This is a genomic window from Bacillus sp. 01N42_2 (assembly GCF_056399565.1).
In genome coordinates this window covers 92,759-114,107 of the sequence record NZ_JBFTRO010000002.1, presented here as the reverse complement: position 1 = coordinate 114,107, position 21,349 = coordinate 92,759, and the positions used below count along the sequence as shown (strand labels likewise).

Sequence of the window (21,349 nt, the reverse complement as noted above, 5' to 3'; positions counted from 1 at the left end):
TCTAACTTGAAGTCACATTTAGTTTCGTTCGTATTAGCTTTGATAGGATGTTTATTCAGTATTTATATGCAATCAATGGCTTATTGGAGCAATGACTCAATGCTGTGGTATTGGGTCGGTGCGATTTTATCGTATATATTTGCTGCAGGATCATTCATTACGCTGAATTTTAACAAAAACAAGGACTCAGTTCTGTCGATAAGTTGCCTCATTTTAATGATTCTAACTGTTATGCTTATTTTAGTTACAGTTTTTTGGACGGCTTTTATCATAATCGCAGGGCAATCGGGGATGTGATACTAAGGGGAACATGGCTTACTATTTTTTTGATGACTGGAATCTGAACCTCTATTTATTAAGTTTTCGAATTTAAATGTAACAATTCTAATGTCCATACGTTCTAAATGATAAAGGCGGGATGCAATGAAGAAGTATAAAGTCATTAAAACATTGCTGATTATTCTCACTGTTCTGACCATAACGGCCGGAATTGCACTATTTTCTTTAATTTCAGGAGAGAAAGTCAAATATATCGGCTATAGCCAGAACAAGACGTGGGAAGCGTCAATTGAAAAATCAGGAAAGACCTCTATCGGTCCCAATTATTTCTTGAATTTGTACTACAGAGGCAATAAAGAGAATGAAAAGAAAACGGTGATTAAGAGATTAACATTATTTATTGACGGCCAGAAATATGGAGAAGATAAAGACTATTATCTTTCAGAATACACCGGAGAGAAATTAGCAGGCGGCGGAACGGGGGAAGATCATATTCAGACGTTTGAATATATGCCGGAAAATGAAGTGATCGGTCATGAAATCACTGTTGAAGCAGCATGGAAAACCGATCATGAGTCCTATAAAGAAAAATTTAAACTGAAAAGAATACATTGGTATGACTGAAGTAAAAAGGACGGTATAACCCTCTCTTTCATCCAAAACCTTTAGTTTGGTCTGTTTTTTCTCGATTTTCTAAATTGATCCGGATCCATAAAAGAGCCACTTGCTGCTTATGTATAAGAAAGTAATACTATGGAAATGTGTAAAATCAATGAGCAGCTTCGGAAATGGAAGGATCCGCAGTGGAGGTGAGCTTGTGAAAAAAGGATCAGGATGGATGTGACCAGCATCCACCTTGATCAATGGGGTTCACAGTGTTCTATTTCATTGTATTCCAATCGGAATAATATTACAAGGGCGAAAAAGTAAAAAGTAGGTCGATCATTAACAGAAAGTGAGAATGTTTTGAATGAAAATAAAGGATTATCTGAAGGAAAGGTTTCCGGCTTTAAAATTAATGCCGAGCATTTATCATCAATGGGACGTTGGAATTCACTTTTCTCTTGGCCGTCATATATATCAATTTAATGAAAACGGTGAGCTGAATCTTGAGTATTTTCAGTGTGTCCATCATCAAATGACCGAAATTTTTAATGAGCTGTTTGAACAAAACGATGACTTATTCCTTGTTGCAAACATATATAAGCACAAAGCTCAAGGTAATGACGCCAGAAAATTAAAAATTTATCAGCCGTTTCTGAAGTGCAAGGATGATTTATATCGGATTCAAGTGGAGACCTGTCCGTATCCGTTTGAAGAAGATGATGCAGAAGAATACGAGATGCAGCAGTTTTCTTTATTATGTAAACGGAAGGATTTGCGTATTACCCAATTACTTAAGGCAGCTGCTCACGAAGATTTTCCTCTGAAGCCAAGATTCGGGGGTTGCACCGTTGATTATCCCGATGTTTTCTTTGTGAATATTGCAAAAGACATTATTTTCTTTATATATGATGACAGAGGGTGTGAAGTTATCGCCCTTGATACCGGAAAAATACGTGCGCTTTATGACCAATATCACGATTGGATTGAAAGTGAACGCATGCATTCGAATTAGCTTTTTCGAGGTGTGTTCTTGCTTGCGCGGTTTCGCATTTGTGCGGGAGGAATGTAACGGAACTTCTGGATGCTAAGATGCTGTATTTATTTGGATGAATTCCATTTTGTAAAACGGCTGAATAGAATAACAGCATAAAAGTTTTTTTACACAGTGCAGGAGGAGAGATACGTGAGGGCTGAACATCATGATGGTATGGAAATTGGAATTTATTCATTTGCAGAATTATACCCCGATCCTCTGACAGGGAAAACAGTCAGCGCAAAGCAGCGGGTAGAGGAATTGATAAAGCTGGCGAAATTGGCTGACGACGCAGGGCTTGATGTATTCGGCGTAGGCGAGCATCATCGTCTTGATTATGCAGTGTCGTCGCCGCCGGTCATCTTATCAGCGATTTCACAGCTCACCGAAAACATTAAGCTTACGAGTGCTACGACTGTATTATCCACCGCAGATCCAGTCCGTTTATTTGAGGATTTTGCAACGCTTGATCTGATATCAAACGGAAGGGCGGAGATCATAGCGGGACGCGGTGCATTTTTAGACTCGTTTCCTCTTTTCGGTTATGATGTGGGTTATTATAAAGAACTGTTTGAAGAACACGTTGAGCTTTTTTTGAAATTAAATTCGGGGGAAGAATCGGTCACCTGGAAAGGACGTTACCGGCCGCCGCTGAATGACGCAGAAATTTCCCCTCAGCCTTTTCACGGAAGCATTCCGCTGTGGTTAGGTGTTTCAGGAACTCCGGAAAGTGCGGAGCGGGCCGGAAGAGCAGGTGCCGGTCTGGCATTAGCTGTATTGAGCGGTGATCCGAAATCATCTAAACCGCTTGTTGACAAATACCGAGAAGCGGCTTCTAAAGCCGGTCATCCGCCGGAACATATGAAGGTTGCCGTAACCGGACATACGTTCATTTCAAAAACGAATGAACAGGCAATACAAGAATTTTACCCGTATCATTCTAATTATTGGTCTCATGTTCATTCATACCACGGTATTCATGAACCTTTAACGAGGGAAGATTTTGAGCGGGCGTCCGGTAAAGAAACAGCCTTATTTGTCGGAAGCTCACAGCAGATCATTGAAAAAATCATGCACCAATACGAGCTGTTTGGCCATCAGCGGTTTCTTGCGCAAATCGATATAGGCGGTATGCCGTTTAAAAAAGCTGCGGAAAACATCGAACGATTAGCATCAGAAGTAGCACCGGTGATCCGAAGAGAAACCGGCAAATCAAGCGATTAAATGGAGTCAGGCGGAGCGGGCCGGTTTTTGAACATCGCGGACTCGACATCAGAAACGGTCCGGCTTTTTTAATGATTATAAAAAACAAAGGGAAGAGCGCGAACCTCATTGCTTTTTCCTATCAAGAAAAGGAAGGTCATTTCATCCTCCATCGTGAAGTGTATATACTGAAAGGTTTATATTTACAAAAGAGGGAGGATGATGTAGAGATGAAGGGTTTAGTCAAAGCTGCAGTTTTAACTGTTACTCTCGGTATTGGAGGCGCTTTCTATTCGAGTGATGCATCTGCACACGGGTATATAAAAGATCCCGCCAGCAGAGCGTACATGGGAGCATTAGAGAAACAGACAATGGGCTGGACGGCCGCTGCTCAGAAATATGGCTCCGTCATTGATAATCCTCAGTCTGTTGAAGGGCCGAAAGGATTTCCGGCCGCAGGTCCGACGGATGGAAGAATTGCATCTGCAAACGGAGGATCGGGACAAATTGATTTCGGACTGGACAAGCAGACTGCAGATCATTGGGTAAAACAGAATATACGCGGCGGCTTTAATTCTTTTACTTGGCACTATACCGCACCCCATGCGACATCAAAGTGGCACTATTATATCACCAAGAAAAATTGGAATCCTAATAAACCTTTGTCGAGGGATGAATTCGAATTAATCGGAACGGTAAACCACGATGGCTCCAAGGCAGATACGAATCTGACTCATAGGATTTTTGTGCCGACTGATCGAAGCGGTTATCATATCATTTTAGGGGTATGGGATGTCGCGGATACTTCTAATGCCTTCTATAACGTCATTGACGTAAACCTTACACAGTAATCTATGAAATGACTGATCGGCTGCATTCATGCATTGCCGATCTTTTTCGTTTGAAAGAGTTAGTTAAATGAGGAAACAGCAAAGCGCCATAATGAATTCATTATGGCGCCTTACGATCATAGAGGTAATGCTGACATGGATGCGGAGGTAAGGGAGACTCTTAATAACCGCCGAGGAAAGAAGCACCGACGATGATTAATAAAATGAATAGCACCACGATTAACGCAAAGGAGCTACCATAACCGCCCATATGATCTCACCTCCCTTAAGAGGATTAATACATATTATGCTGAATGTAAAAGTTTGATAGGGATGCTAGTTTATTTTTGAAAAAAAGTTCGTCTGCATATATTTTCTTCTCACATTTCCATCTTTTAAAGGGGGGACCGTAAATGCTTCCTGTAATAGAAACGGACAGACTTATTCTTAGAGAAGTTGAAAAGAAAGATGCAAAGCAAATATTTGCTTGTTTTTCAGGATGCAAATGTAACACGCTATTATGGTTTGGAACCTTTTGATTCAATGGAACAGGCTGAAAAAATGATTGGCTGGTTTAAAGATCAATATCATGATAAAAAGGGAATGCGTTGGGGAATTGAGAAAAAAGATGCGAAGGGAATAATCGGAACTATTGGTTTCAACTCTTGGGTGCCCAAGCATAAGCGGGCGGAGGTCGGTTATGAGATTCATCCGATAGGCGCTGTTGTTTTCATTGAGAAGGCAGCGTCTCATCAATTATTGATAAAGGCGGGGTTTCAATCAGAAGGAATTTTGAGAGGATATATGTATCAAAACGGACTGCCCCATGATACACGTGTATATTCTATACTGAATGAGGACGTTGATGAGACGCTATAAAGCAATCTTTCAGCTGCGTCTCCTGCAGAAGGAGTTTGATTGTAAGAAACGATTCCAATAATCACTAACAAGATAATCAACACAAATATGCTCCACAGAGTTATTTTTAAACATTTTGACATGACATACCCTCACTTTGAAAGACTTTACCGGATCTGTGATCGAAGACCATTTCAAGTATATTCATTATAAAGGAGAAAAATGAGCAGTATCTCGGTGCAAAAATAAAAAAACTTGCGGTGCGCTGCCGCAAGTTTTTTCGCATTAAGGTCTGTGGAATTCAATATGCTGATTATCACGATCAAAATCTTATTTAGAAATGCACATTAACAAAAACACCCGGAGTTCACCGGGTGTAAAAAGCGTTGATATGTCATGTCAGCAACATTTTTTGCATTTTCTTTTATAGACAACGATGTAATCATAATCAAGATGCTTTTTGTCTTGTTTCTTCTTCTTTTTTTGTTTAGGCTGCTTTTCTTCCTTTTTACCGTGATCATAATGTCCGTCCATATCCATATCCATATCCATTTCCATATTCATATCCATGTCCATATCCATACTCATATCCCTCCTTTTTCATCTGACGGTAGTATTCTATGACAGAAGGAACAGATGGCTTGGACAAATGAAACGATATGCTGTAAAAGAGGCGTCTCATCCGGTATAAAAAAACAGGATCATACCCGTCCGATAGATAGGGAGGAAATGATCCTGATATGAAAATACTATTTGATAACCGCTATTGCAATGCCGTACCCTTTTTCTGGACTGTATAAGGCCGTCAGTTTCAATACCTTCCAGCCTTCTGCGGCTTTTGTACCGATTCCGTTATGGGCCGTGATATAATCTCCCGGGTTTACCGTACTGTCTACCCGTACGTAGTGCCGGCCGCTGAGTCCGACAATATGCCATTCGTCTCTGGCGGCGCGCGCTTCATAGTCAGCTTCAAGAGCCGGACTGCAGTCTGGGTTTTGTTTCGGCACGCGTATCGTTTCTCCTGTTTCTTCGTCAGTTACATTTTCATATATGAAACCGCCGAACTCGTTTGTCAAAAAACGGCTTTGCCATCCGAAGCTTGCGGCTCCTGATATAAAAGCGGCTGTTTCTGAAATGACGCCGAGCATATAATCACCAACGTGAGCCGGCTCGATTTTTTCTCCCCTCACTGTGACGATCGTCCCGGCGGGAATCGTCTGGCCGTTTACACTTTCAAAATATTCTCCGTACCCTGACAGGGAAGAGGTGACGGCTCCGGCGAAAGTTCCGTGGCCGCCCGCTGAGTCCAGTTTCCACTTAATGGACTGATGCCCTCCGGCAACGGTGTACGGTTCTTCCAATGTAATGCTTTCTGATGACAGAATAGTTCTGGAGACTTTGCTGCCCGTAACATGGACATTGTTTGAAGCAGCGATAAATGCCCTTGAACCTTCGGAACTTGAACCTCCGGAAGAGCTGATGATCGCATTTCTGTCACCTCTTGCCGTAATATCGCCTGTGCCCGCAATAACGGCGCTTGTCGGGTTAAATGCAAAACCCGAGCTTGTCGCAAGCTGTGCGCCGCCTTTTAAATTGACGGGGATCTGCTCGTAAGTCTGTCCTTTTATAGAAGCGGCAGCGCTGTAGCCTTCCGCCTGCACGCCGAGAATGACAGCCTGGCTGTTAGGGGACGTAATTCCGACAGCACCGCCATCTCCGATCATCGTTCCATTCATAATATTTACGTTATATTGGCCTCCGCCAATTGAGATGCCTTTGGGAGAAGACTTGTAAATATCAAAATTTGAAATTTTAACATAATCGGTTTTATTTGATCCGCCGGATATATTGATGTCAACACCGGCTTGTGTAAAACCGCGTATTTTAATGCCGCTGATCGTAATATTTTGACTGCGGTATTGAAGGGCTACGACAGGATTCCCGCCATAATCATATGAAGGATCGCCAATAGCTGTGAATCCGTTTACATTTACGTTTTTGTAGGCAGAGATAACCAGCGCCCTTGGAGTCACGCTGTCATAGAGAGCGTTGAAGACCGGTTCAATCGCGGTGCAGTCGGTTAAAGTAACATCATAAGCCGTCGTGCTTTCGGGGTCTGAGGCCTGGTGGTGTCCGATATGACGAATATCAAACGAACGTACATCACGATACGAAACATGGCCGATAATATGAACATTTTGGGAAGCCGGCCACAGGCTGTGCGCTTTTACTTCAATTCCGCGGATATTTCCGCTCGTATAGTTATTCAAAAGCCATACATGTTTAGAGCCGTCATCAATTTCAATGCCATTCGAATTTGCGCTGCCCTCGGCATGCTCTGTGCCGCGCGGGTTCCCTGAATGACAGTTGGAAATGAAAATATATTCGCTGTAATGGGTGGTAATGCCGTCGTCTCCGGCTCCGTACGCCACACAGTTATCTATCCATATATAACGGCAGCCGTCTTTCGTCCATTCTGTTTCAGGCAAATGATCATAAGCCGGGGATGTGATATCGATACCATGCAGACCTGCGTTAACCGCTTCAACATTCTTGACCCAGCCGTATTGCACATTGGCAAACGTTAAACAGCTGGAAAATTGTCCCCCGGGGTTTCGGACTCCGCATTGACGATCAGGATTCCAGTCTAAAGTCATGCCCTGGACAAAAATATTACGGTTTCCATTTTCGTAGTTATCATTGGTTATAACCCATTCATATGCGGGAGTGTCCTCATGGAGTTTAATTACGGTAATCCCTTGTCCCTCACCGGAGATGGTAGTCCACGACGGAAGTTTTATCCCTTGAACTAAAAATTCTCCTGCGGGAACATTTACTTTGACGCGGCCGTTCCCGATCGCTCTCCGAAAGGCTTCCGTATTGTCCCGGCCGTCAGGGACCGCTCCGTAATCCTCCACATTTACTTCCCGGGTGATTTTATTCATAAGCATTTCGTATTCAGTATCAAGCCGTTCTTTTAAAAGTGAGGTGACCATTCCTTCCGCCGTCACCCGGGCATCTGCGATCTCAAGATTATCATCTGTTGCGGAATGCTTAATAAAATTCTGCATCCTTGCTTTGAGATGTTCCAATTCAGAGGAATGAGCAGGGTGAGACTGCAATGCGGCGTTTAAAGACGGATCAGGAAAGTTTTTAAATTGAACCATTCTAAAGACACCTCTTTCTTTTGATATAAGCGCTTGACGCAGGGGAGCAGTAAAAAGCCGCGCGCCTTAAGCGCTTATTCATCAAATTCTTTGTTGAGAACGAAATCCCTTTTAAAATCAGATTGAATTTCAAAAAAACGCCAATATTTCAGGTGAAAGATCAAAACGAAGAAAGTTTTTGAAAACTAGTATAAAATTTACCTTTATATAGAGTGTGTATTATAAGTGGAGCTCTCCTGTGAAAACGATGGAAAAAGATTGTTGGGGGACGTTATGATAAGTAAGGAAAGCAGAATTGCGGCTGCAATATTAGCATTTTTCTAGGGGGTTTCGGCATTCATAAGCATTTATTGAATATATTATTTATCTCTGCGGAAGCGAACAAGTATTTGATCAAAAGTATAATGATTATTATGACCAACAGTAATCAAAAGCCTGAGTGGGATATCCCGCTTATCGGTTTCTTCTCAATTAAGCGTTTTCTTTTCTTCGCATTAAATCCTTTCCTCAGCTGCTCAGTTAAAATGGTATAATGGTGCACGGATTGGTCATTAATACGACTAAAATAGGGAATCAAAAGGAGCGGCGAACATGACTTTACAAATTAAAATTAAATATTCAGATGATACACAAACGAGAATCAGTAAAATTGAACAGGGCGATTGGATCGATCTGCGGGCTGCAGAGGATATAACAATCAAAAAAGGTGAGTTCAAACTTATCCCGCTCGGAGTTGCGATGGAGCTGCCGGAAGGATATGAGGCCCATGTCGTTCCGCGTTCAAGTACATATAAGCATTTCGGTATTATTCAGACAAATTCAATGGGTGTCATCGATGAATCTTATAAAGGTGACAATGATTTCTGGTTTTTCCCGGCATACGCACTTCGGGATACCGATATTTCCAAGGGAGAGCGGATCTGCCAATTCAGAATCATGAAGAAAATGCCTCAAGTGGAATTGATCGAAGTGGACAAGCTCGGGAACAATGACCGCGGCGGTCTGGGATCAACAGGCACAAAATAAAACGATTAAAGACTGCTGTTAAGCAGTCTTTTTATTGATTTCGAAGCGCCAGCCGCGCTAGCATATTGATAAATGATTTCCCGATATTCCCTCTTCAGCATTCCGTCTATCTAGAAGATGCTCTGATGTTTTTATTCTTTAAGATGAACGGAGGTCTTGTCCAGCGTATATAATATTGTGACAAAAGTGTAAACAAAAGAAAGGATGATGTTATGAAAAAAAGGGTTAGAAGAGAAGACCGTAAAGCTGCTGGCAAAGAGGCAGAGCAGAAGAAACCGTCCAAAGTCACCCTGTTCTGCCGTTCGCTTCAAAGGCTGAAGCATTTGTATTGTAACATAAACATACAATTGCCATCAATAACCAAAAAAGGAATTTTAGTTTTAATTTTATCGTTTTTGCTTCTGCCGTTTTTACGGGCTGATGCCGCTTCAGATACTTACGGCAGTTTCGAGGAATTAAAACTGCATGAGGCCCCCTCCGTTTTTTCTATTTCATCGAAAGAACATGACCCTTCTGTTCTCATATTAGCTATACACGGCGGAGGCATAGAGCCGGGTACCAGTGAGTTGGCCAGAAAAATTGCCGAAAACCGGAGCCTGTATTTATTTGAAGGGTTAAAATCAGCCGGCAATGCTGAGCTGCATTTGACCAGTTCGCATTTCGACGAACCTAAAGCCGTTCAAATGGTGAAAGAGCACTCAAATGTCATTTCATTGCACGGTTACGGCAGCGACGATAAAAAGATAAAAATCGGCGGTACAGACAGAGAACGGGCCGAACTTTTGACAGGTGTGCTGAAACGAAACGGGTATCCTGCCGTTCTTCTTGACATAAATGATAAATACGCAGGTGTCAGTCCGAACAATCTTGCCAATCAATCTTCATCCGGATTAAGTATTCAAATCGAAATGAGCACCGGTTTTAGAAAATCACTGTTTGACACCTTTACGCTTAAAAGCAGAGCGTCCACACAAAACGATACCTTTCTCCAATTCACAAAAACGATTTCTGATTTTATCAATGACAATTATAAATAAGCACGCCGCTTTTTGCCGGCGGAGCTTTTTCTTTTGAAATTTATGAAACTTTAAGTTCTTAAGATCGTATACATAACTGACAGGATGAAAGAAAAGAGGTGGGCGAATGAAAGTGATGATTGGGTCTGTCATTCTTCTTGCCATCATCGGATTCGGTTTATGGCTGATGCTGAGTCCAATCTTTAAACAAGTGGGAAGCGGAGCCAAAAAATTTAAAAAGTCATGGGAGGAAGAAGATCAGCATGAGCGAAAATAAGCGGAGAAACACAAAAAAAATACTCGGCGGTGTGATTATAGGCGCAGCCCTTTTAATTGCGGGCGTTACGGCGTCATTATTTATTGAAAAAATACCGAATGGTTATGTCGGAGTCGTATACTCACCGAACGGCGGGGTAAAATCCGAAACTTTGGATCAAGGCTGGCACTTAGTCGGTTTGTTTAATAAAGTAACGGAATATCCGGTGCGTATGCAGACCGTAAATAATGAAAATATAAAAGTGGCAACCTCAGACGGTAAAAATATTGAAATGGATATCGCTTACAACTATGTTGTGCAGCCTGATAAAGTAGTCGATCTGTTTAACAAATTCGGGGCGGTAGACGTTGAAACGATTGAAAATACATATTTAAAAACAAGACTGTGGGACGCGGCGCGAAAATCAATCAGCAAATACTCGGTTATTGACACATACGGGCAAAAATCTGCAGAAGCCGCTGCCGATGTTCAAAAAAGGTTTGCTGAGGATATGAAGAACCTTGGATTTTTAATTGATGATCTGACGCTTGGCGTACCGAAGCCGGATAAAGCCACACAGGAAGCCATTGATGCAAGAGTGAAGTCTTCACAGGAGCTTGAACGGACGCAGACTGAAATTAAAATAGCTGAAGCAGAAGCGAAAAAGAAAAAAATTGAAGCGGAAGGGATCGCTGATTATAACCAAATCATAAAAAAATCAATGTCTGATGAAATGATCAAATATAAATGGATTGAAAAATGGGACGGAAAAACACCGAAAGCGACAGGCACAGACTCACTGCTGCAGCTGCCGCTGGACGATCAGAAGCAAAAATAAAAAGAAAGGAGGCGGATGCCTCCTTTTTATGTTTTTTCTTCAGAATCTTTTTCCGGCATTAATTCTTCAGACGCCTCGGTTTGATATCTCAATTGTGTGCTGTCTGTCCCTGTTTCGCCCTGATAATCTTCAGGCAGCACAAATTGCTGCAGATACCGGTGGAAAAATGCTTCAAAAACAGAAAGGCAAAATGCAGAAATAACCGCTGCCGCTGCAGGGGAGACATTAAACCCGCCAATGTTCATTAGAAATATCCATAATATAATGAATGAAATTCCGAAATCAGCTGCAACGGCTGTAAAATTGCTTGTTCGCGGCAGAATCATGCAATCACCCAAAAAGTAAGTGACCAAACTTAAGATCAAGGTAATAAACAGAACGTTTAAAAAAGTTACTTGGTACATCAGATCGAGAACAATGTACAGCAAAGCAAGTGTGAGCGCTGTTTTAGAAGCGAAAGCAATTACATGTTTCATTTGAACCACCTTCGTTATTTCGTTTAGTCTTCATTGTAGGCAATCAGCAAATTTTTAAACTGGTATATAGTGGTTATAAAGTGTGCGTTTCAATAAAATGTAAATAGACATCACCATATTCACAAGTTAAAATATGTAAAAAAGGGGGATGCAAAATTGAAAAAATGGTGGATATGTATTGCTGTTTTTTTATTATGTTTTTGCGGAGTACACTCAGCAGAAGCGGCTACCACTGAATTCGGATCAAAAACAAGCTTTATAATGGAGGGAGATGTAAAAGAGTTTTTTATTGAAAATCCGGGGGCTGTATCAGCTGATGATTACCTATTAGGATACAAGTTCACCATTGTGAACAATTCTTCATGCAATTTAAACGTGAAACTCCAGCGGATGGCGCTGAACGGAAACTTTTATACATTAAGTTCTAAAAGTTACAGCGGCAGCTGGTTAAACCTAAGTGCCCAGGACAAAAAATCAATTGATCCATATCACAAATACAGGATTCTGATTGAAAGCTCTTCAAACGTCTGTGAACCTGTTCATATTAAAGGGTTATACGGCGTGGAATATTATCATTTTGATTGAAAATAGATACCCGCAAAGGCAGCGGGTTTTTTTACACCTCATCAAAACTTATTGTGCTATGTACTAAATTTTCACAAATACAATGTAATCCGCCCGCTCCAGGTAAAGGTAGATGTATATCAAAATCAGCCCGCACAAATACAAAAGTTGAAAAATGGATAAAAAGTTTCCTTTAGGAAACATTATTTGTTGACTTCAAAAGTGAGATGACAGATAATAAAGATGTAAGTTTTTCCTCCTTAGCAGGTTCGTTTCTTAAGCCAGGGCGAATCTGCTCTTTTTTTGCAAAAGAAAAACCCCTTTCAGAGGGGTTTTACGATAAATAAAGTTTAATAGAATTAATGAACGGCTCTGAATACGCCGATCACTTTCCCTAAAATGCTTACGTTTTGCAGGATAATCGGTTCCATCGTCGGATTTTCCGGCTGCAGCCGCACATAATTGTCTTCTTTATAGAAGCGCTTGACCGTGGCTTCATCATCTTCGGTCATAGCCACCACGATTTCCCCGTTATTGGCCGTGTTCTGCTGTTTGACAATGACGTAATCTTTGTCAAAAATGCCGGCATCAATCATACTTTCTCCCATGATTTCTAACATGAATACGTGTTCTCCCGGAGGAACCATCCGGTCAGGAAGCGGAAAATACTCGTCGATATTTTCAACAGCCGTAATCGGAATACCCGCCGTCACTTTTCCGATGACCGGAACATTGACAACCTGGCTTTTCGGAATTTGGACTTCTTCTTCATCCAATACCTCAATCGCTCTCGGTTTAGTAGGGTCCCGTCTGATCAGGCCTTTTGTCTCCAGCCGCGCCAAATGTCCGTGCACGGTTGAACTGGAAGCCAGTCCTACTGCTTCTCCTATCTCTCTTACAGAAGGCGGATATCCTTTCGTTTTTACCTCTTCTTTAATAAAACGCAGGATATCAAGCTGCCTTTTTGATAGCTTCGTCATATTTCGCACCTCAAAACGTCGATTTTAAGTAGATTATAGCATGATTTTCCTGACAGTACAAACATAGGTTCGAAAAAAACGATTGACAGAAACATTTGTTCGTATATACTGAAAGGTATAAAAAGCGAACAAACATTCTGGAGGTTGTTTAAATGGCGAAGGAATCTATCATATTTGTCGGACTGTTTACTGCGATTTTAAGTGCCGTTATTTTACTTGTTTCATGTGCGGGAAATGATCAGGCACTCAGCCAATATGTTAAAATAAAGGTTCAGGACGGAGATACTCTGTGGTCACTTGCGGATCAAGTAGCAGAGAAGAAAAATATTAACAAAGAAGATTTCATTGAGTGGGTGACGGAGAATAATCATCTCCAAACTGCTGATATAAAGCCCGGAGACGAACTTATTCTTCCGGTTAAAAAGGAGCATCCGGCCGTATATCAGCTGGCCATTGTCAATTAGAGAGGAAAGAGAGAAATGAAGGCGCTCATTTATGCCCGGGTAAGCACAAACAAAGAACAGCAGCAGACGTCTTTAAAAAGACAGGAAGAGGAGCTCAGTGAGATCGCTGCGGCAAACGGCATGGAAGTTGCAAAAGTCATTTCAGAGAAAGCCAGCGGTTACGAAATGGACCGCGACGGAGTATTTGAAATGCTTGATGAAATTAAAAAGTCACATATTGACGCGATATTGGTGCAGGATGAAACAAGACTGGGAAGAGGAAACGCCAAGATCGCGCTTTTGCATTGTATTTACAGGGAGAACGTAAAGATATATACGACGGCTCATAAAGGTGAGCTGGAGCTTTCCGAAGCTGATACGATGGTACTCGAAATCGTCAGTATTGTTGAGGAATATCAAAGGAAAATTCACAATATGAAAATCCGGCGGGGAATGAAAAGAGCCGTAAAAAACGGCTATAAACCTGAACGGAATCTGAAAAACAGACATGAAAACAGCGGAAAAGAAAAAAAAGAGGTTCCTGTTTCGGAAATCATCAGGCTGAGAGCCAACAAGCTTACCTTTGCAGAAATCGCAGCCACCTTAAGAGGATTCGGCTATGATGTATCCAAAGCCACGGTTCACCGGCGTTTTCAGGAATATATCGCAGACAGCGAAGGCAGCTGACATGCTTCAGTTGTAAAAAAGACTATGTTTTAGTAGTATATAATCAACACGCATCAAAGGAGCTTATTATGATTTCTAAAGAAAAAATCGCAAGAATTAACGAATTGGCTCAAAAAGCTAAATCAAACACGATAACCGATGAGGAAAAAGCCGAACAGCAAAAGCTTCGCCAGGAGTATTTGAAAGGATTCCGCTCCTCAATGAAAAATACGTTAAAGAGCGTAAAAGTTATTGATCCGGAGGGTAATGATGTCACTCCTGAAAAATTAAAAAGGGAACAACAGAAAAATAATCTTCATTAAACAGAAAGAATACGGCAATACGTATTCTTTTTTGTATATACTAATATCAGGCTGTGATTTGCGACAATTTTCAACAAGTTTATCTCAAATTTAAGCTGAAAGAGTTGAGAAAAAGTCAGCATCGCTTTATGATGAAAAGGTACAACAATAAGGAAGGGGATTATAATGGATACAATTGAAAAGAAATCAGTTGCCACCATACGTACACTATCTATAGACGCAATTGAAAAAGCTAATTCCGGACACCCGGGCATGCCGATGGGAGCTGCTCCGATGGCTTACACGCTGTGGACGAAGTTTATGAATGTAAATCCGCAAAATCCGGGATGGTTTAACCGCGACCGCTTTGTTTTATCAGCAGGACACGGTTCAATGCTTTTGTACAGCATGCTGCATTTAAGCGGGTATGACCTCAGCATTGAAGATCTGAAACAGTTCCGCCAATGGGGAAGCAAAACACCGGGACATCCGGAGTTCGGGCATACAGCCGGCGTCGACGCAACAACCGGGCCTTTGGGACAGGGTATCGCTATGGCAGTGGGAATGGCAATTGCAGAACGCCATTTGGCTGAAACATATAACCGGGATTCATTCAACGTAGTTGATCATTATACATATAGTATTTGCGGAGACGGCGATTTGATGGAAGGCATTTCTTCTGAAGCCGCTTCTCTTGCAGGCCATCTGGAATTAGGCCGCCTGATCGTATTATACGATTCTAATGATATTTCTTTAGACGGCGATTTAAACCGCTCTTTCTCTGAAAATGTAAAACAGCGTTTTGAAGCCATGAACTGGGAAGTCCTTTATGTTGAGGACGGAAATAACATCGCTGAATTGACGGCTGCAATTGAGAAAGCGCGCCAGAATGATAAAAAACCAACATTAATTGAAGTGAAAACGACAATCGGTTTCGGTTCTCCAAACCGCGCGGGCACATCCGGTGTTCACGGCGCTCCGCTGGGACTAGAAGAGAGCAAGCTGACTAAAGAAGCGTACGCTTGGACGTTTGAAGAAGATTTTTATGTTCCAGAAGAAGTATACGCGCATTTCAACGAAGCTGTAAAAGAAGCGGGCGCGAAAAAAGAACAGGAATGGAATGAACAGTTCGCTGCTTACAAGGAAAAATATCCTGAGCTTGCTGAACAGCTGTCACTCGGAATGAAAGGCGAACTGCCGAAAGACTGGGATCAGGAAGTTCCTGTCTATGAAAAAGGCAGCAGCCTTGCTTCCCGCGCATCTTCAGGTGAGGTGCTGAACGGCATCGCCAAGAAAATTCCTTTCTTTGTCGGAGGATCTGCTGACCTTGCGGGTTCAAACAAAACGACAATCAAAAACGCAGGGGACTTCACGGCCAAAGACTACGCCGGGAAAAACTTCTGGTTCGGTGTCCGTGAATTTGCGATGGGCGCTGCTTTAAACGGAATGGCGCTTCACGGCGGACTCCGCGTATTCGGCGGCACATTCTTTGTGTTCTCAGATTATTTAAGACCTGCTATTCGTCTGGCGTCATTAATGGGGCTTCCTGTCACTTATGTATTTACGCATGACAGTATTGCTGTAGGAGAAGACGGACCGACTCACGAACCGATTGAGCAGCTTGCATCTTTACGCGCGCTTCCTAATCTTTCTGTGATCAGACCTGCTGACGGCAATGAAACCGCAGCTGCGTGGAAGCTAGCCGTTCAAAGCCAGGATCATCCGACAGCTCTTGTGTTGACACGCCAAAACCTGCCGACAATTGATCAGCAGGCTGAAGAAGCGTATGCCGGAGTAGAAAAAGGGGCTTATACCGTTTCCAAAGCAAAAACCGATTCACCGGACGCCCTTCTTTTAGCGACAGGTTCTGAAGTCGGACTTGCGATTGAAGCACAGGCGAAGCTTGCTGACGAAAACATTCATGTATCTGTAGTCAGCATGCCGAGCTGGGACCGTTTCGAAAAACAATCGGCCGAGTACAAAAACAGCGTACTTCCTCCGAATGTGACGAAACGTCTTGCGATTGAAATGGGATCAAGCTTCGGATGGGGCAAATTTACCGGTCTTGAAGGAGACGTTCTTGCAATTGACCGTTTCGGTGCTTCGGCTCCGGGAGAAACAATTATGAAAGAATACGGGTTTACTGCAGAAAACGTGGCTGACCGCGTGAAGAAACTGCTAAACAAATAAAGAAACAAAAAGAGGATGAGTCAAATCATCCTCTTTTTCCTGTTTATACGACAAAAATAGAAGGGGCGCCATAACAGTAATAGACAATTCTTTCTTTTCTCCTTTTGTATAATAGAAAGCAATACGCAGCGCTGTAAAAGGGGATGAGGAAATGGAACGTCATTACTATACACACCTGATTAAGGATGAGTTTGCGAACCACTACTTCGGGCGGGAAACTGCTATGTTTGAATTATTTCGAGACTATCATTGGACAAACCTGACACCCCAAGAATATCAACTGACAAAAAAGCAAGTTCACTATATAACAGAACCGATTCCGGTGATACATATGCATCAGCGTCTCCAGCTTCATTTAAACCGAATGAGTTACAGCCGTTTAGATTCAATTTATCAGCTTACACTGCCCGGAGAAAAGGGCCGCGCCACCTTCATGATGAAAGACAGCTTGATTGAGATTGCGGCTTCGGGAGATTATGAGGCGGAAACGATTTTCTTTGAGATTCTCCGTAAAATCAGCCCCTGCTTTCTTGCGATGGATTTTAAGACAAGGCGTTATGGGTGGTTAAATCCGGTCAGAGAAAGAAATTTTGTCTAAAAACGAGCAAAAAGAGATGTAAATGTTGTATAATAGCCTTTGGTTTAGTACACTTTAAACTAGACAACATGAAGGAGGAAATAAAATGACTTTATGGGTTGGCATCCTAGTGGGCGTTGTCGCATTGCTCATAGGTGTTGCACTCGGGTTTTTTATTGCTCGTAAATATATGATGAGCTATTTGAAAAAGAATCCGCCTATTAATGAACAAATGTTACGCATGATGATGATGCAAATGGGAATGAAACCTTCTCAAAAGAAAATTAATCAAATGATGAAAGCCATGAATAATCAAGCGAAATAATACGTAAAGATTATGATATAGAGATACATGGTTATAAAAATAAAAAACCCGGAGAGGGTTTTTTATTTTGGCGTCATGTTTCACCCCAACTGCCGGTGTGCAGTTCCTTTTGATATTGTATGAGAAGGTGGTCAAGCTCCTGGCTGAGTTCTATCGTAATGTTTGATGTCATTCCGTTTGTCATGACGATTTTAAGCAGCTCTGCCCGTTTTTTTTCAATTTCATTTAATAGATGCTCTCTAATCACAGGGATATATCCTTTCATACATAAATCTTTCACTTGAATCGCTATTATTATATCCACATTTATACTGTTTTTCAAATAAGAAGGAGTATAATATCTTGATGTCAAATTAAATTATATAAGCTTTTTCTATAAAAAGTAATCCTTCATAGGAAAGTGTTAAAAAAATGAAATGATTTTGTCATAACTCGAAAGGAGTGTGTCATGGTGAGTTTTAATTACTTTCTCACGTTTGGGGCCGGATTTCTGTCTTTCATTTCTCCCTGCTGTCTGCCGCTGTACCCCGCTTTTTTGTCATACATAACCGGTGTCAGCATGGACGAGGTGAAAACGGAAAAGGTGATGCTGCAAAAACGGGGGCTCGTGCATACACTTTGTTTTTTGCTTGGTTTCTCCGTGATTTTTATTGCACTTGGATACGGAACCTCGTTCATCGGCAGTTTTTTTACCCGTTATCATGAAGCGATCCGCCAGTTTGGCGCTATCATGCTGGTGCTTTTCGGGCTCATTACGGCGGGTGTGTTTCAGCCGAAAATCATGATGAAAGAGCGGCGCATTCATTTTAAGCACCGGCCTGAGGGGTTTATCGGCTCTGTTCTGATCGGCCTGGCGTTTGCAGCCGGCTGGTCGCCGTGCAGCGGGCCTATTTTAGGCGCCGTGTTTTCACTGGCCGGTACAAATCCTTCTTCAGCGGTGCCGTATATGTTTTTATATGTTTTGGGATTCGCCATTCCTTTTCTAGTTCTTTCATTTTTTATTACCAGAATGAATTGGATTCGAAAGCACCAGCTGCTTATCATGAGAACCGGCGGCATTGTTATGATTGTCATCGGAATTATGCTGTTTTTTAACTGGATGAGTTATATTCTGATCGTTCTGTCAAATCTTTTCGGAGGGTTCAAGGGGCTGTAAGAGATTGATAGCTTTTGAACTATTATATACCCTTTCTTTTTTGGTACAATAAGACTAGTTAATGTTAAATATGTGGAGGGGAATATGACACGAGTTTTAGTTGTAGATGACGCCAAGTTCATGAGAGTGAAAATCAGAGAGATTCTGGAATCGGCGAATTATACAGTGGCCGGAGAAGCGGCTGACGGCGAGGAAGCTCTGGCCGTTTATCAAAAAATCCGCCCCGATCTGGTGACAATGGATATTACCATGCCGGTTAAAAACGGAATACAGGCGCTGCAGGAGATTTTAGCTTTTGACCCGAAAGCCCATGTCATTATGTGCACCGCCATGCGGCAGCAGCGGATCGTTCTGGAAGCGATTGAACTGGGCGCTAAAGATTTTATCGTTAAACCGTTTGAAGGGTCTAAAGTGCTGGAGGCCGTAGGCAGGGTAACGGGAACATAAACGTATTTTCTTTTCACATTGGTTTTTTTATGTTTTTGGAGTATAGTATATAGTATCAAACTCCGTGCAAGCAAAGGAATGATAAAGATGATGATTATAATTTCATCCGTTATTGCAGCGGCCATGGCAATCTCTGTAATGATCGTGAGGATTAAATCCTCCGATAAGCCCGCTTCACCAAAAAAAATAATTCTCCCGCCGATTTTCATGAGTACGGGAGCGCTGATGTTTCTTTTTCCGATTTTCAGAGTGACAGGCGAAGAATTTTTGGAGGCCATTACGCTGGGCGTGATCTTCTCTATTTTTCTGATAAAAACATCTAAATTTGAGATTAAAAATAATGAAATCTATTTAAAACGGTCAAAAGCATTTGTGTTTATCCTAATTGGTTTGCTGGTTATCAGAATCGCTATGAAATCCATTTTGAGCACGACGATTGATTACGGAGCTTTAAGCGGAATGTTTTGGATTCTGGCTTTCGGAATGATTGTCCCGTGGCGCATCGCGATGTTTATGTCGTACCGCAAACTTGCCAATGAACTGAAGACCGCTGATATTCAGATGAATTAAAACCTTTCCGGCGGACGGAAAGGTTTTTTATTTGAGCAGGGTTTGATAAGGAGTAAGGTCAATCTGTTTTTCGCGGAGATGTTTTTTCAAAAACTGATGATCCCGCTTAGGGGTGGCCAGTATGTAACCCCTGATGATTAAATCCCGGTTTATTTGTTCAGCTTCCTCTTGTAAAGAGATTTCACCGATTTTTCCGGCGATTTTAGCTTTGGCTACATCCCGAAAGAGCTCTGGAACGGGGGCGACCAGTTCATCCAAAAACGCCTTGTCGCCTTCATTCCATAGGTGTCTGCTTTTTTCAATATAATAATCCTGCCAATCCAGTTCTGACCGGCCGTCTTCTTTCGGTAAGCGTTTTAAAAATTTTCGAAACATAAAAAACCCGCCGATGGACAGCAATCCGATCATTACGATGACCCAAAATAAAATAAACCACATAAACCAGCCTTCGAGCATTGTTTTATCTCCTCCTTACTTTAACCATATTGTAAACGAAGACAGAATAGAAGAACACATGAAAAAAGAATAGAAAAAATGATAGATGTCCAGTCAATCCGGTTGCTAGAACATATTCTATCGTATAGTGATTCTGCTATTTGGCCATGGGAGATTCACTTCGAGGGTATATGACTGATATGACCGGACAAAAAAGCCGCTTTCATTGAGGGATGAAAACGGCTTTTTTATGTTATAGAGGAAATTGAAAGGAAAAAGAGGCAGGGGTTTCATTTGGCTCCTTGTTCATGGAGACGGTCAGAATATGGTTTGTGAAATCAGTGAAAATATGTTTGTCATTTAGATAAAAAGGCAGCATCATTTGTTTGTTTAACGTCTGTTCAAGCGTTTTAACAGAGAGCATGAACTCATTTCCCGAAAGAGTGACGGTCATCGCCTGCACCGGCTTCAGCGCCGCAAGGTCAGCTTCAATGATGTATTGACGGCTTGTTTCATATAGATCGATCGGAAGCGCCTCGTCATACCAAGCATACGGATCCTCGTAAAACTGCCGCAGCCATTCTTCGATATCATCAAATTCTTCAGCGTGATTTGAATGATTCATGGAAGCATCCCTCCATATTAAAAAAGCCTTGCTATAACGTATGCAGAAGCTTTGAATGGGTGAAAGCACAAAAAAACAGACACCGAGGTCTGTTTTACATATCGTGGCTTGTATTATGTTTTTGTCTTGTATGGTTGCGGTTTTTCACTTTTTTGCTTCCGCTTAACGGTTCCGGCTGGCCGGGATTATGGCCCTTCGGAGCATTTTTATGCATATCTTTGCTCGTATTTTTATTTGTCATGTTAAAGCCTCCTTTTTTAAGGGGTGACGGCTATTGGTTTGTTTTTCTTTTTTTATTGTTCTGCCGTTCTGCTTCGGTCAGGACAAGCTGGTCATTTTCAATATAACCCGCGCCTTTACCTTGGCTTTTTGCATCATTCATGCCGTTTATCACATGATTGGCTTTTCGTTTTACCATGATCATCACCTCAACTTTAATATGGCTCTTTACAGCCCGTTGTATGAGACATAAAACAGGACA

At 41.9% G+C, this 21,349-nt stretch carries 29 protein-coding genes and 2 pseudogenes; 21 read left to right on the top strand and 10 right to left on the bottom strand.

Annotation, left to right across the window (positions count from 1 at the left end; translation table 11 throughout):
* The first annotated feature begins 66 nt into the window (after positions 1-66).
* The 5 genes from AC1DN5_RS04530 to AC1DN5_RS04510 all read left to right on the top strand — a co-directional run bounded on the left by AC1DN5_RS04530 (position 67) and on the right by AC1DN5_RS04510 (position 3,972).
* A complete protein-coding gene (locus AC1DN5_RS04530; RefSeq protein ID WP_231595086.1) occupies positions 67-297 on the top strand; it encodes a DUF3902 family protein in 231 nt (76 codons plus the stop codon).
* 126 nt (positions 298-423) lie between these two features.
* Positions 424-903 carry a DUF4944 domain-containing protein gene (locus tag AC1DN5_RS04525; protein WP_366969344.1) on the top strand — a complete coding sequence of 160 codons (480 nt, stop codon included), beginning with the start codon at positions 424-426 and terminating at the stop codon, positions 901-903.
* Between the two features lie 346 nt (positions 904-1,249).
* On the top strand, positions 1,250-1,897 hold the full coding sequence (locus tag AC1DN5_RS04520; protein ID WP_327814316.1) for a DUF3885 domain-containing protein: 648 nt from the start codon (positions 1,250-1,252) through the stop codon (positions 1,895-1,897).
* A 171-nt stretch (positions 1,898-2,068) separates the two neighbouring features.
* A complete protein-coding gene (locus AC1DN5_RS04515; protein WP_327814317.1) occupies positions 2,069-3,142 on the top strand; it encodes an LLM class flavin-dependent oxidoreductase in 1,074 nt (357 codons plus the stop codon).
* A 209-nt stretch (positions 3,143-3,351) separates the two neighbouring features.
* On the top strand, positions 3,352-3,972 hold the full coding sequence (locus tag AC1DN5_RS04510; protein WP_327814318.1) for a lytic polysaccharide monooxygenase auxiliary activity family 9 protein: 621 nt from the start codon (positions 3,352-3,354) through the stop codon (positions 3,970-3,972).
* A gap of 160 nt (positions 3,973-4,132) precedes the next feature.
* On the opposite strand, the gene AC1DN5_RS04505 is transcribed toward AC1DN5_RS04510, so the two are convergent.
* On the bottom strand, positions 4,133-4,222 hold the full coding sequence (locus AC1DN5_RS04505; RefSeq protein ID WP_016935991.1) for a YjcZ family sporulation protein: 90 nt from the start codon (positions 4,220-4,222) through the stop codon (positions 4,133-4,135).
* A gap of 142 nt (positions 4,223-4,364) precedes the next feature.
* Here AC1DN5_RS04505 and AC1DN5_RS04500 point away from each other — a divergent pair.
* Positions 4,365-4,830: pseudogene (locus AC1DN5_RS04500) on the top strand (GNAT family N-acetyltransferase).
* A 378-nt stretch (positions 4,831-5,208) separates the two neighbouring features.
* Here the strand turns inward: AC1DN5_RS04500 and AC1DN5_RS04495 are convergent.
* The gene (locus AC1DN5_RS04495; RefSeq protein WP_327814319.1) at positions 5,209-5,391 is read right to left on the bottom strand and encodes a hypothetical protein; all 183 of its coding nucleotides are present in this window, start codon (positions 5,389-5,391) and stop codon (positions 5,209-5,211) included.
* Between the two features lie 167 nt (positions 5,392-5,558).
* The gene (locus AC1DN5_RS04490; RefSeq protein ID WP_198698899.1) at positions 5,559-7,976 is read right to left on the bottom strand and encodes a peptidase G2 autoproteolytic cleavage domain-containing protein; all 2,418 of its coding nucleotides are present in this window, start codon (positions 7,974-7,976) and stop codon (positions 5,559-5,561) included.
* Positions 7,977-8,249: 273 nt separating this feature from the next.
* Between AC1DN5_RS04490 and AC1DN5_RS04485 the strand changes: the two are divergent.
* The 5 genes and pseudogenes from AC1DN5_RS04485 (at position 8,250) to AC1DN5_RS04465 (ending at position 11,112) form a co-directional block, all read left to right on the top strand.
* Positions 8,250-8,403, top strand: a pseudogene (locus tag AC1DN5_RS04485) (TM2 domain-containing protein).
* Between the two features lie 164 nt (positions 8,404-8,567).
* Complete coding sequence (locus tag AC1DN5_RS04480; protein ID WP_016935986.1) at positions 8,568-9,002, top strand: dUTP diphosphatase; 435 nt, start codon at positions 8,568-8,570, stop codon at positions 9,000-9,002.
* 212 nt (positions 9,003-9,214) lie between these two features.
* The gene (locus AC1DN5_RS04475) at positions 9,215-10,039 is read left to right on the top strand and encodes a poly-gamma-glutamate hydrolase family protein (RefSeq protein WP_366969343.1); all 825 of its coding nucleotides are present in this window, start codon (positions 9,215-9,217) and stop codon (positions 10,037-10,039) included.
* 106 nt (positions 10,040-10,145) lie between these two features.
* Positions 10,146-10,295, top strand: coding sequence for a hypothetical protein (locus AC1DN5_RS04470; protein WP_016935984.1), 150 nt, complete (start codon positions 10,146-10,148; stop codon positions 10,293-10,295).
* Positions 10,282-11,112 (top strand): prohibitin family protein, encoded by an 831-nt coding sequence (locus tag AC1DN5_RS04465; RefSeq protein WP_016935983.1) that lies wholly within the window; start codon positions 10,282-10,284, stop codon positions 11,110-11,112. The genes AC1DN5_RS04470 and AC1DN5_RS04465 overlap by 14 nt, the downstream gene beginning before the upstream one ends.
* 26 nt (positions 11,113-11,138) lie before the next feature.
* Here the strand turns inward: AC1DN5_RS04465 and AC1DN5_RS04460 are convergent, their stop codons facing one another.
* Entirely contained in the window at positions 11,139-11,588 is a 450-nt protein-coding gene (locus AC1DN5_RS04460; protein ID WP_366969341.1) for a YndM family protein, read from the bottom strand.
* Between the two features lie 156 nt (positions 11,589-11,744).
* Here AC1DN5_RS04460 and AC1DN5_RS04455 point away from each other — a divergent pair, with 156 nt between their 5' ends.
* Positions 11,745-12,173 (top strand): hypothetical protein, encoded by a 429-nt coding sequence (locus AC1DN5_RS04455; protein ID WP_047474799.1) that lies wholly within the window; start codon positions 11,745-11,747, stop codon positions 12,171-12,173.
* 338 nt (positions 12,174-12,511) lie between these two features.
* On the opposite strand, the gene lexA is transcribed toward AC1DN5_RS04455, so the two are convergent.
* Positions 12,512-13,132 carry a transcriptional repressor LexA gene (gene lexA / locus AC1DN5_RS04450; protein WP_007611720.1) on the bottom strand — a complete coding sequence of 207 codons (621 nt, stop codon included), beginning with the start codon at positions 13,130-13,132 and terminating at the stop codon, positions 12,512-12,514.
* Between the two features lie 152 nt (positions 13,133-13,284).
* Between lexA and yneA the strand changes: the two genes are divergently transcribed.
* The 6 genes from yneA (at position 13,285) to AC1DN5_RS04420 (ending at position 17,635) form a co-directional block, all read left to right on the top strand.
* Positions 13,285-13,596: a cell division suppressor protein YneA gene (yneA, locus tag AC1DN5_RS04445; RefSeq protein ID WP_016935980.1), complete on the top strand. Its 312-nt coding sequence runs from the start codon at positions 13,285-13,287 to the stop codon at positions 13,594-13,596.
* A 15-nt stretch (positions 13,597-13,611) separates the two neighbouring features.
* Positions 13,612-14,262 (top strand): YneB family resolvase-like protein, encoded by a 651-nt coding sequence (locus AC1DN5_RS04440; protein WP_366969340.1) that lies wholly within the window; start codon positions 13,612-13,614, stop codon positions 14,260-14,262.
* A gap of 68 nt (positions 14,263-14,330) precedes the next feature.
* Entirely contained in the window at positions 14,331-14,564 is a 234-nt protein-coding gene (locus tag AC1DN5_RS04435) for a DUF896 domain-containing protein (protein ID WP_003153997.1), read from the top strand.
* A 165-nt stretch (positions 14,565-14,729) separates the two neighbouring features.
* On the top strand, positions 14,730-16,733 hold the full coding sequence (gene tkt / locus AC1DN5_RS04430; protein ID WP_060962687.1) for a transketolase: 2,004 nt from the start codon (positions 14,730-14,732) through the stop codon (positions 16,731-16,733).
* Positions 16,734-16,884: 151 nt separating this feature from the next.
* Complete coding sequence (gene sirA, locus AC1DN5_RS04425; RefSeq protein WP_047474793.1) at positions 16,885-17,331, top strand: sporulation inhibitor of replication protein SirA; 447 nt, start codon at positions 16,885-16,887, stop codon at positions 17,329-17,331.
* An 85-nt stretch (positions 17,332-17,416) separates the two neighbouring features.
* Positions 17,417-17,635, top strand: a complete 219-nt coding sequence (locus AC1DN5_RS04420; protein ID WP_003153994.1) for a YneF family protein — start codon at positions 17,417-17,419, stop codon at positions 17,633-17,635.
* Positions 17,636-17,708: 73 nt separating this feature from the next.
* Here the strand turns inward: AC1DN5_RS04420 and AC1DN5_RS04415 are convergent, their stop codons facing one another.
* Entirely contained in the window at positions 17,709-17,882 is a 174-nt protein-coding gene (locus tag AC1DN5_RS04415) for an aspartyl-phosphate phosphatase Spo0E family protein (protein WP_012117647.1), read from the bottom strand.
* 201 nt (positions 17,883-18,083) lie between these two features.
* Here AC1DN5_RS04415 and AC1DN5_RS04410 point away from each other — a divergent pair, with 201 nt between their 5' ends.
* From AC1DN5_RS04410 to AC1DN5_RS04400, 3 genes are all read left to right on the top strand, one after another.
* A complete protein-coding gene (locus AC1DN5_RS04410; protein WP_016935976.1) occupies positions 18,084-18,791 on the top strand; it encodes a cytochrome c biogenesis protein CcdA in 708 nt (235 codons plus the stop codon).
* A gap of 84 nt (positions 18,792-18,875) precedes the next feature.
* Positions 18,876-19,238, top strand: coding sequence for a response regulator (locus tag AC1DN5_RS04405; protein WP_016935975.1), 363 nt, complete (start codon positions 18,876-18,878; stop codon positions 19,236-19,238).
* A 78-nt stretch (positions 19,239-19,316) separates the two neighbouring features.
* Positions 19,317-19,808 (top strand): CcdC family protein, encoded by a 492-nt coding sequence (locus AC1DN5_RS04400; RefSeq protein ID WP_095240656.1) that lies wholly within the window; start codon positions 19,317-19,319, stop codon positions 19,806-19,808.
* Positions 19,809-19,835: 27 nt separating this feature from the next.
* On the opposite strand, the gene AC1DN5_RS04395 is transcribed toward AC1DN5_RS04400, so the two are convergent.
* From AC1DN5_RS04395 to sspO, 4 genes are all read right to left on the bottom strand, one after another.
* Positions 19,836-20,264 carry a DUF2621 domain-containing protein gene (locus AC1DN5_RS04395; RefSeq protein WP_045925794.1) on the bottom strand — a complete coding sequence of 143 codons (429 nt, stop codon included), beginning with the start codon at positions 20,262-20,264 and terminating at the stop codon, positions 19,836-19,838.
* 232 nt (positions 20,265-20,496) lie between these two features.
* The gene (locus tag AC1DN5_RS04390) at positions 20,497-20,868 is read right to left on the bottom strand and encodes an Hsp20/alpha crystallin family protein (RefSeq protein WP_366969338.1); all 372 of its coding nucleotides are present in this window, start codon (positions 20,866-20,868) and stop codon (positions 20,497-20,499) included.
* 94 nt (positions 20,869-20,962) lie between these two features.
* The gene (locus tag AC1DN5_RS04385) at positions 20,963-21,109 is read right to left on the bottom strand and encodes a small acid-soluble spore protein P (protein WP_003153984.1); all 147 of its coding nucleotides are present in this window, start codon (positions 21,107-21,109) and stop codon (positions 20,963-20,965) included.
* Between the two features lie 30 nt (positions 21,110-21,139).
* Entirely contained in the window at positions 21,140-21,286 is a 147-nt protein-coding gene (sspO, locus tag AC1DN5_RS04380; protein WP_003244839.1) for an acid-soluble spore protein SspO, read from the bottom strand.
* Positions 21,287-21,349 lie beyond the last annotated feature (63 nt).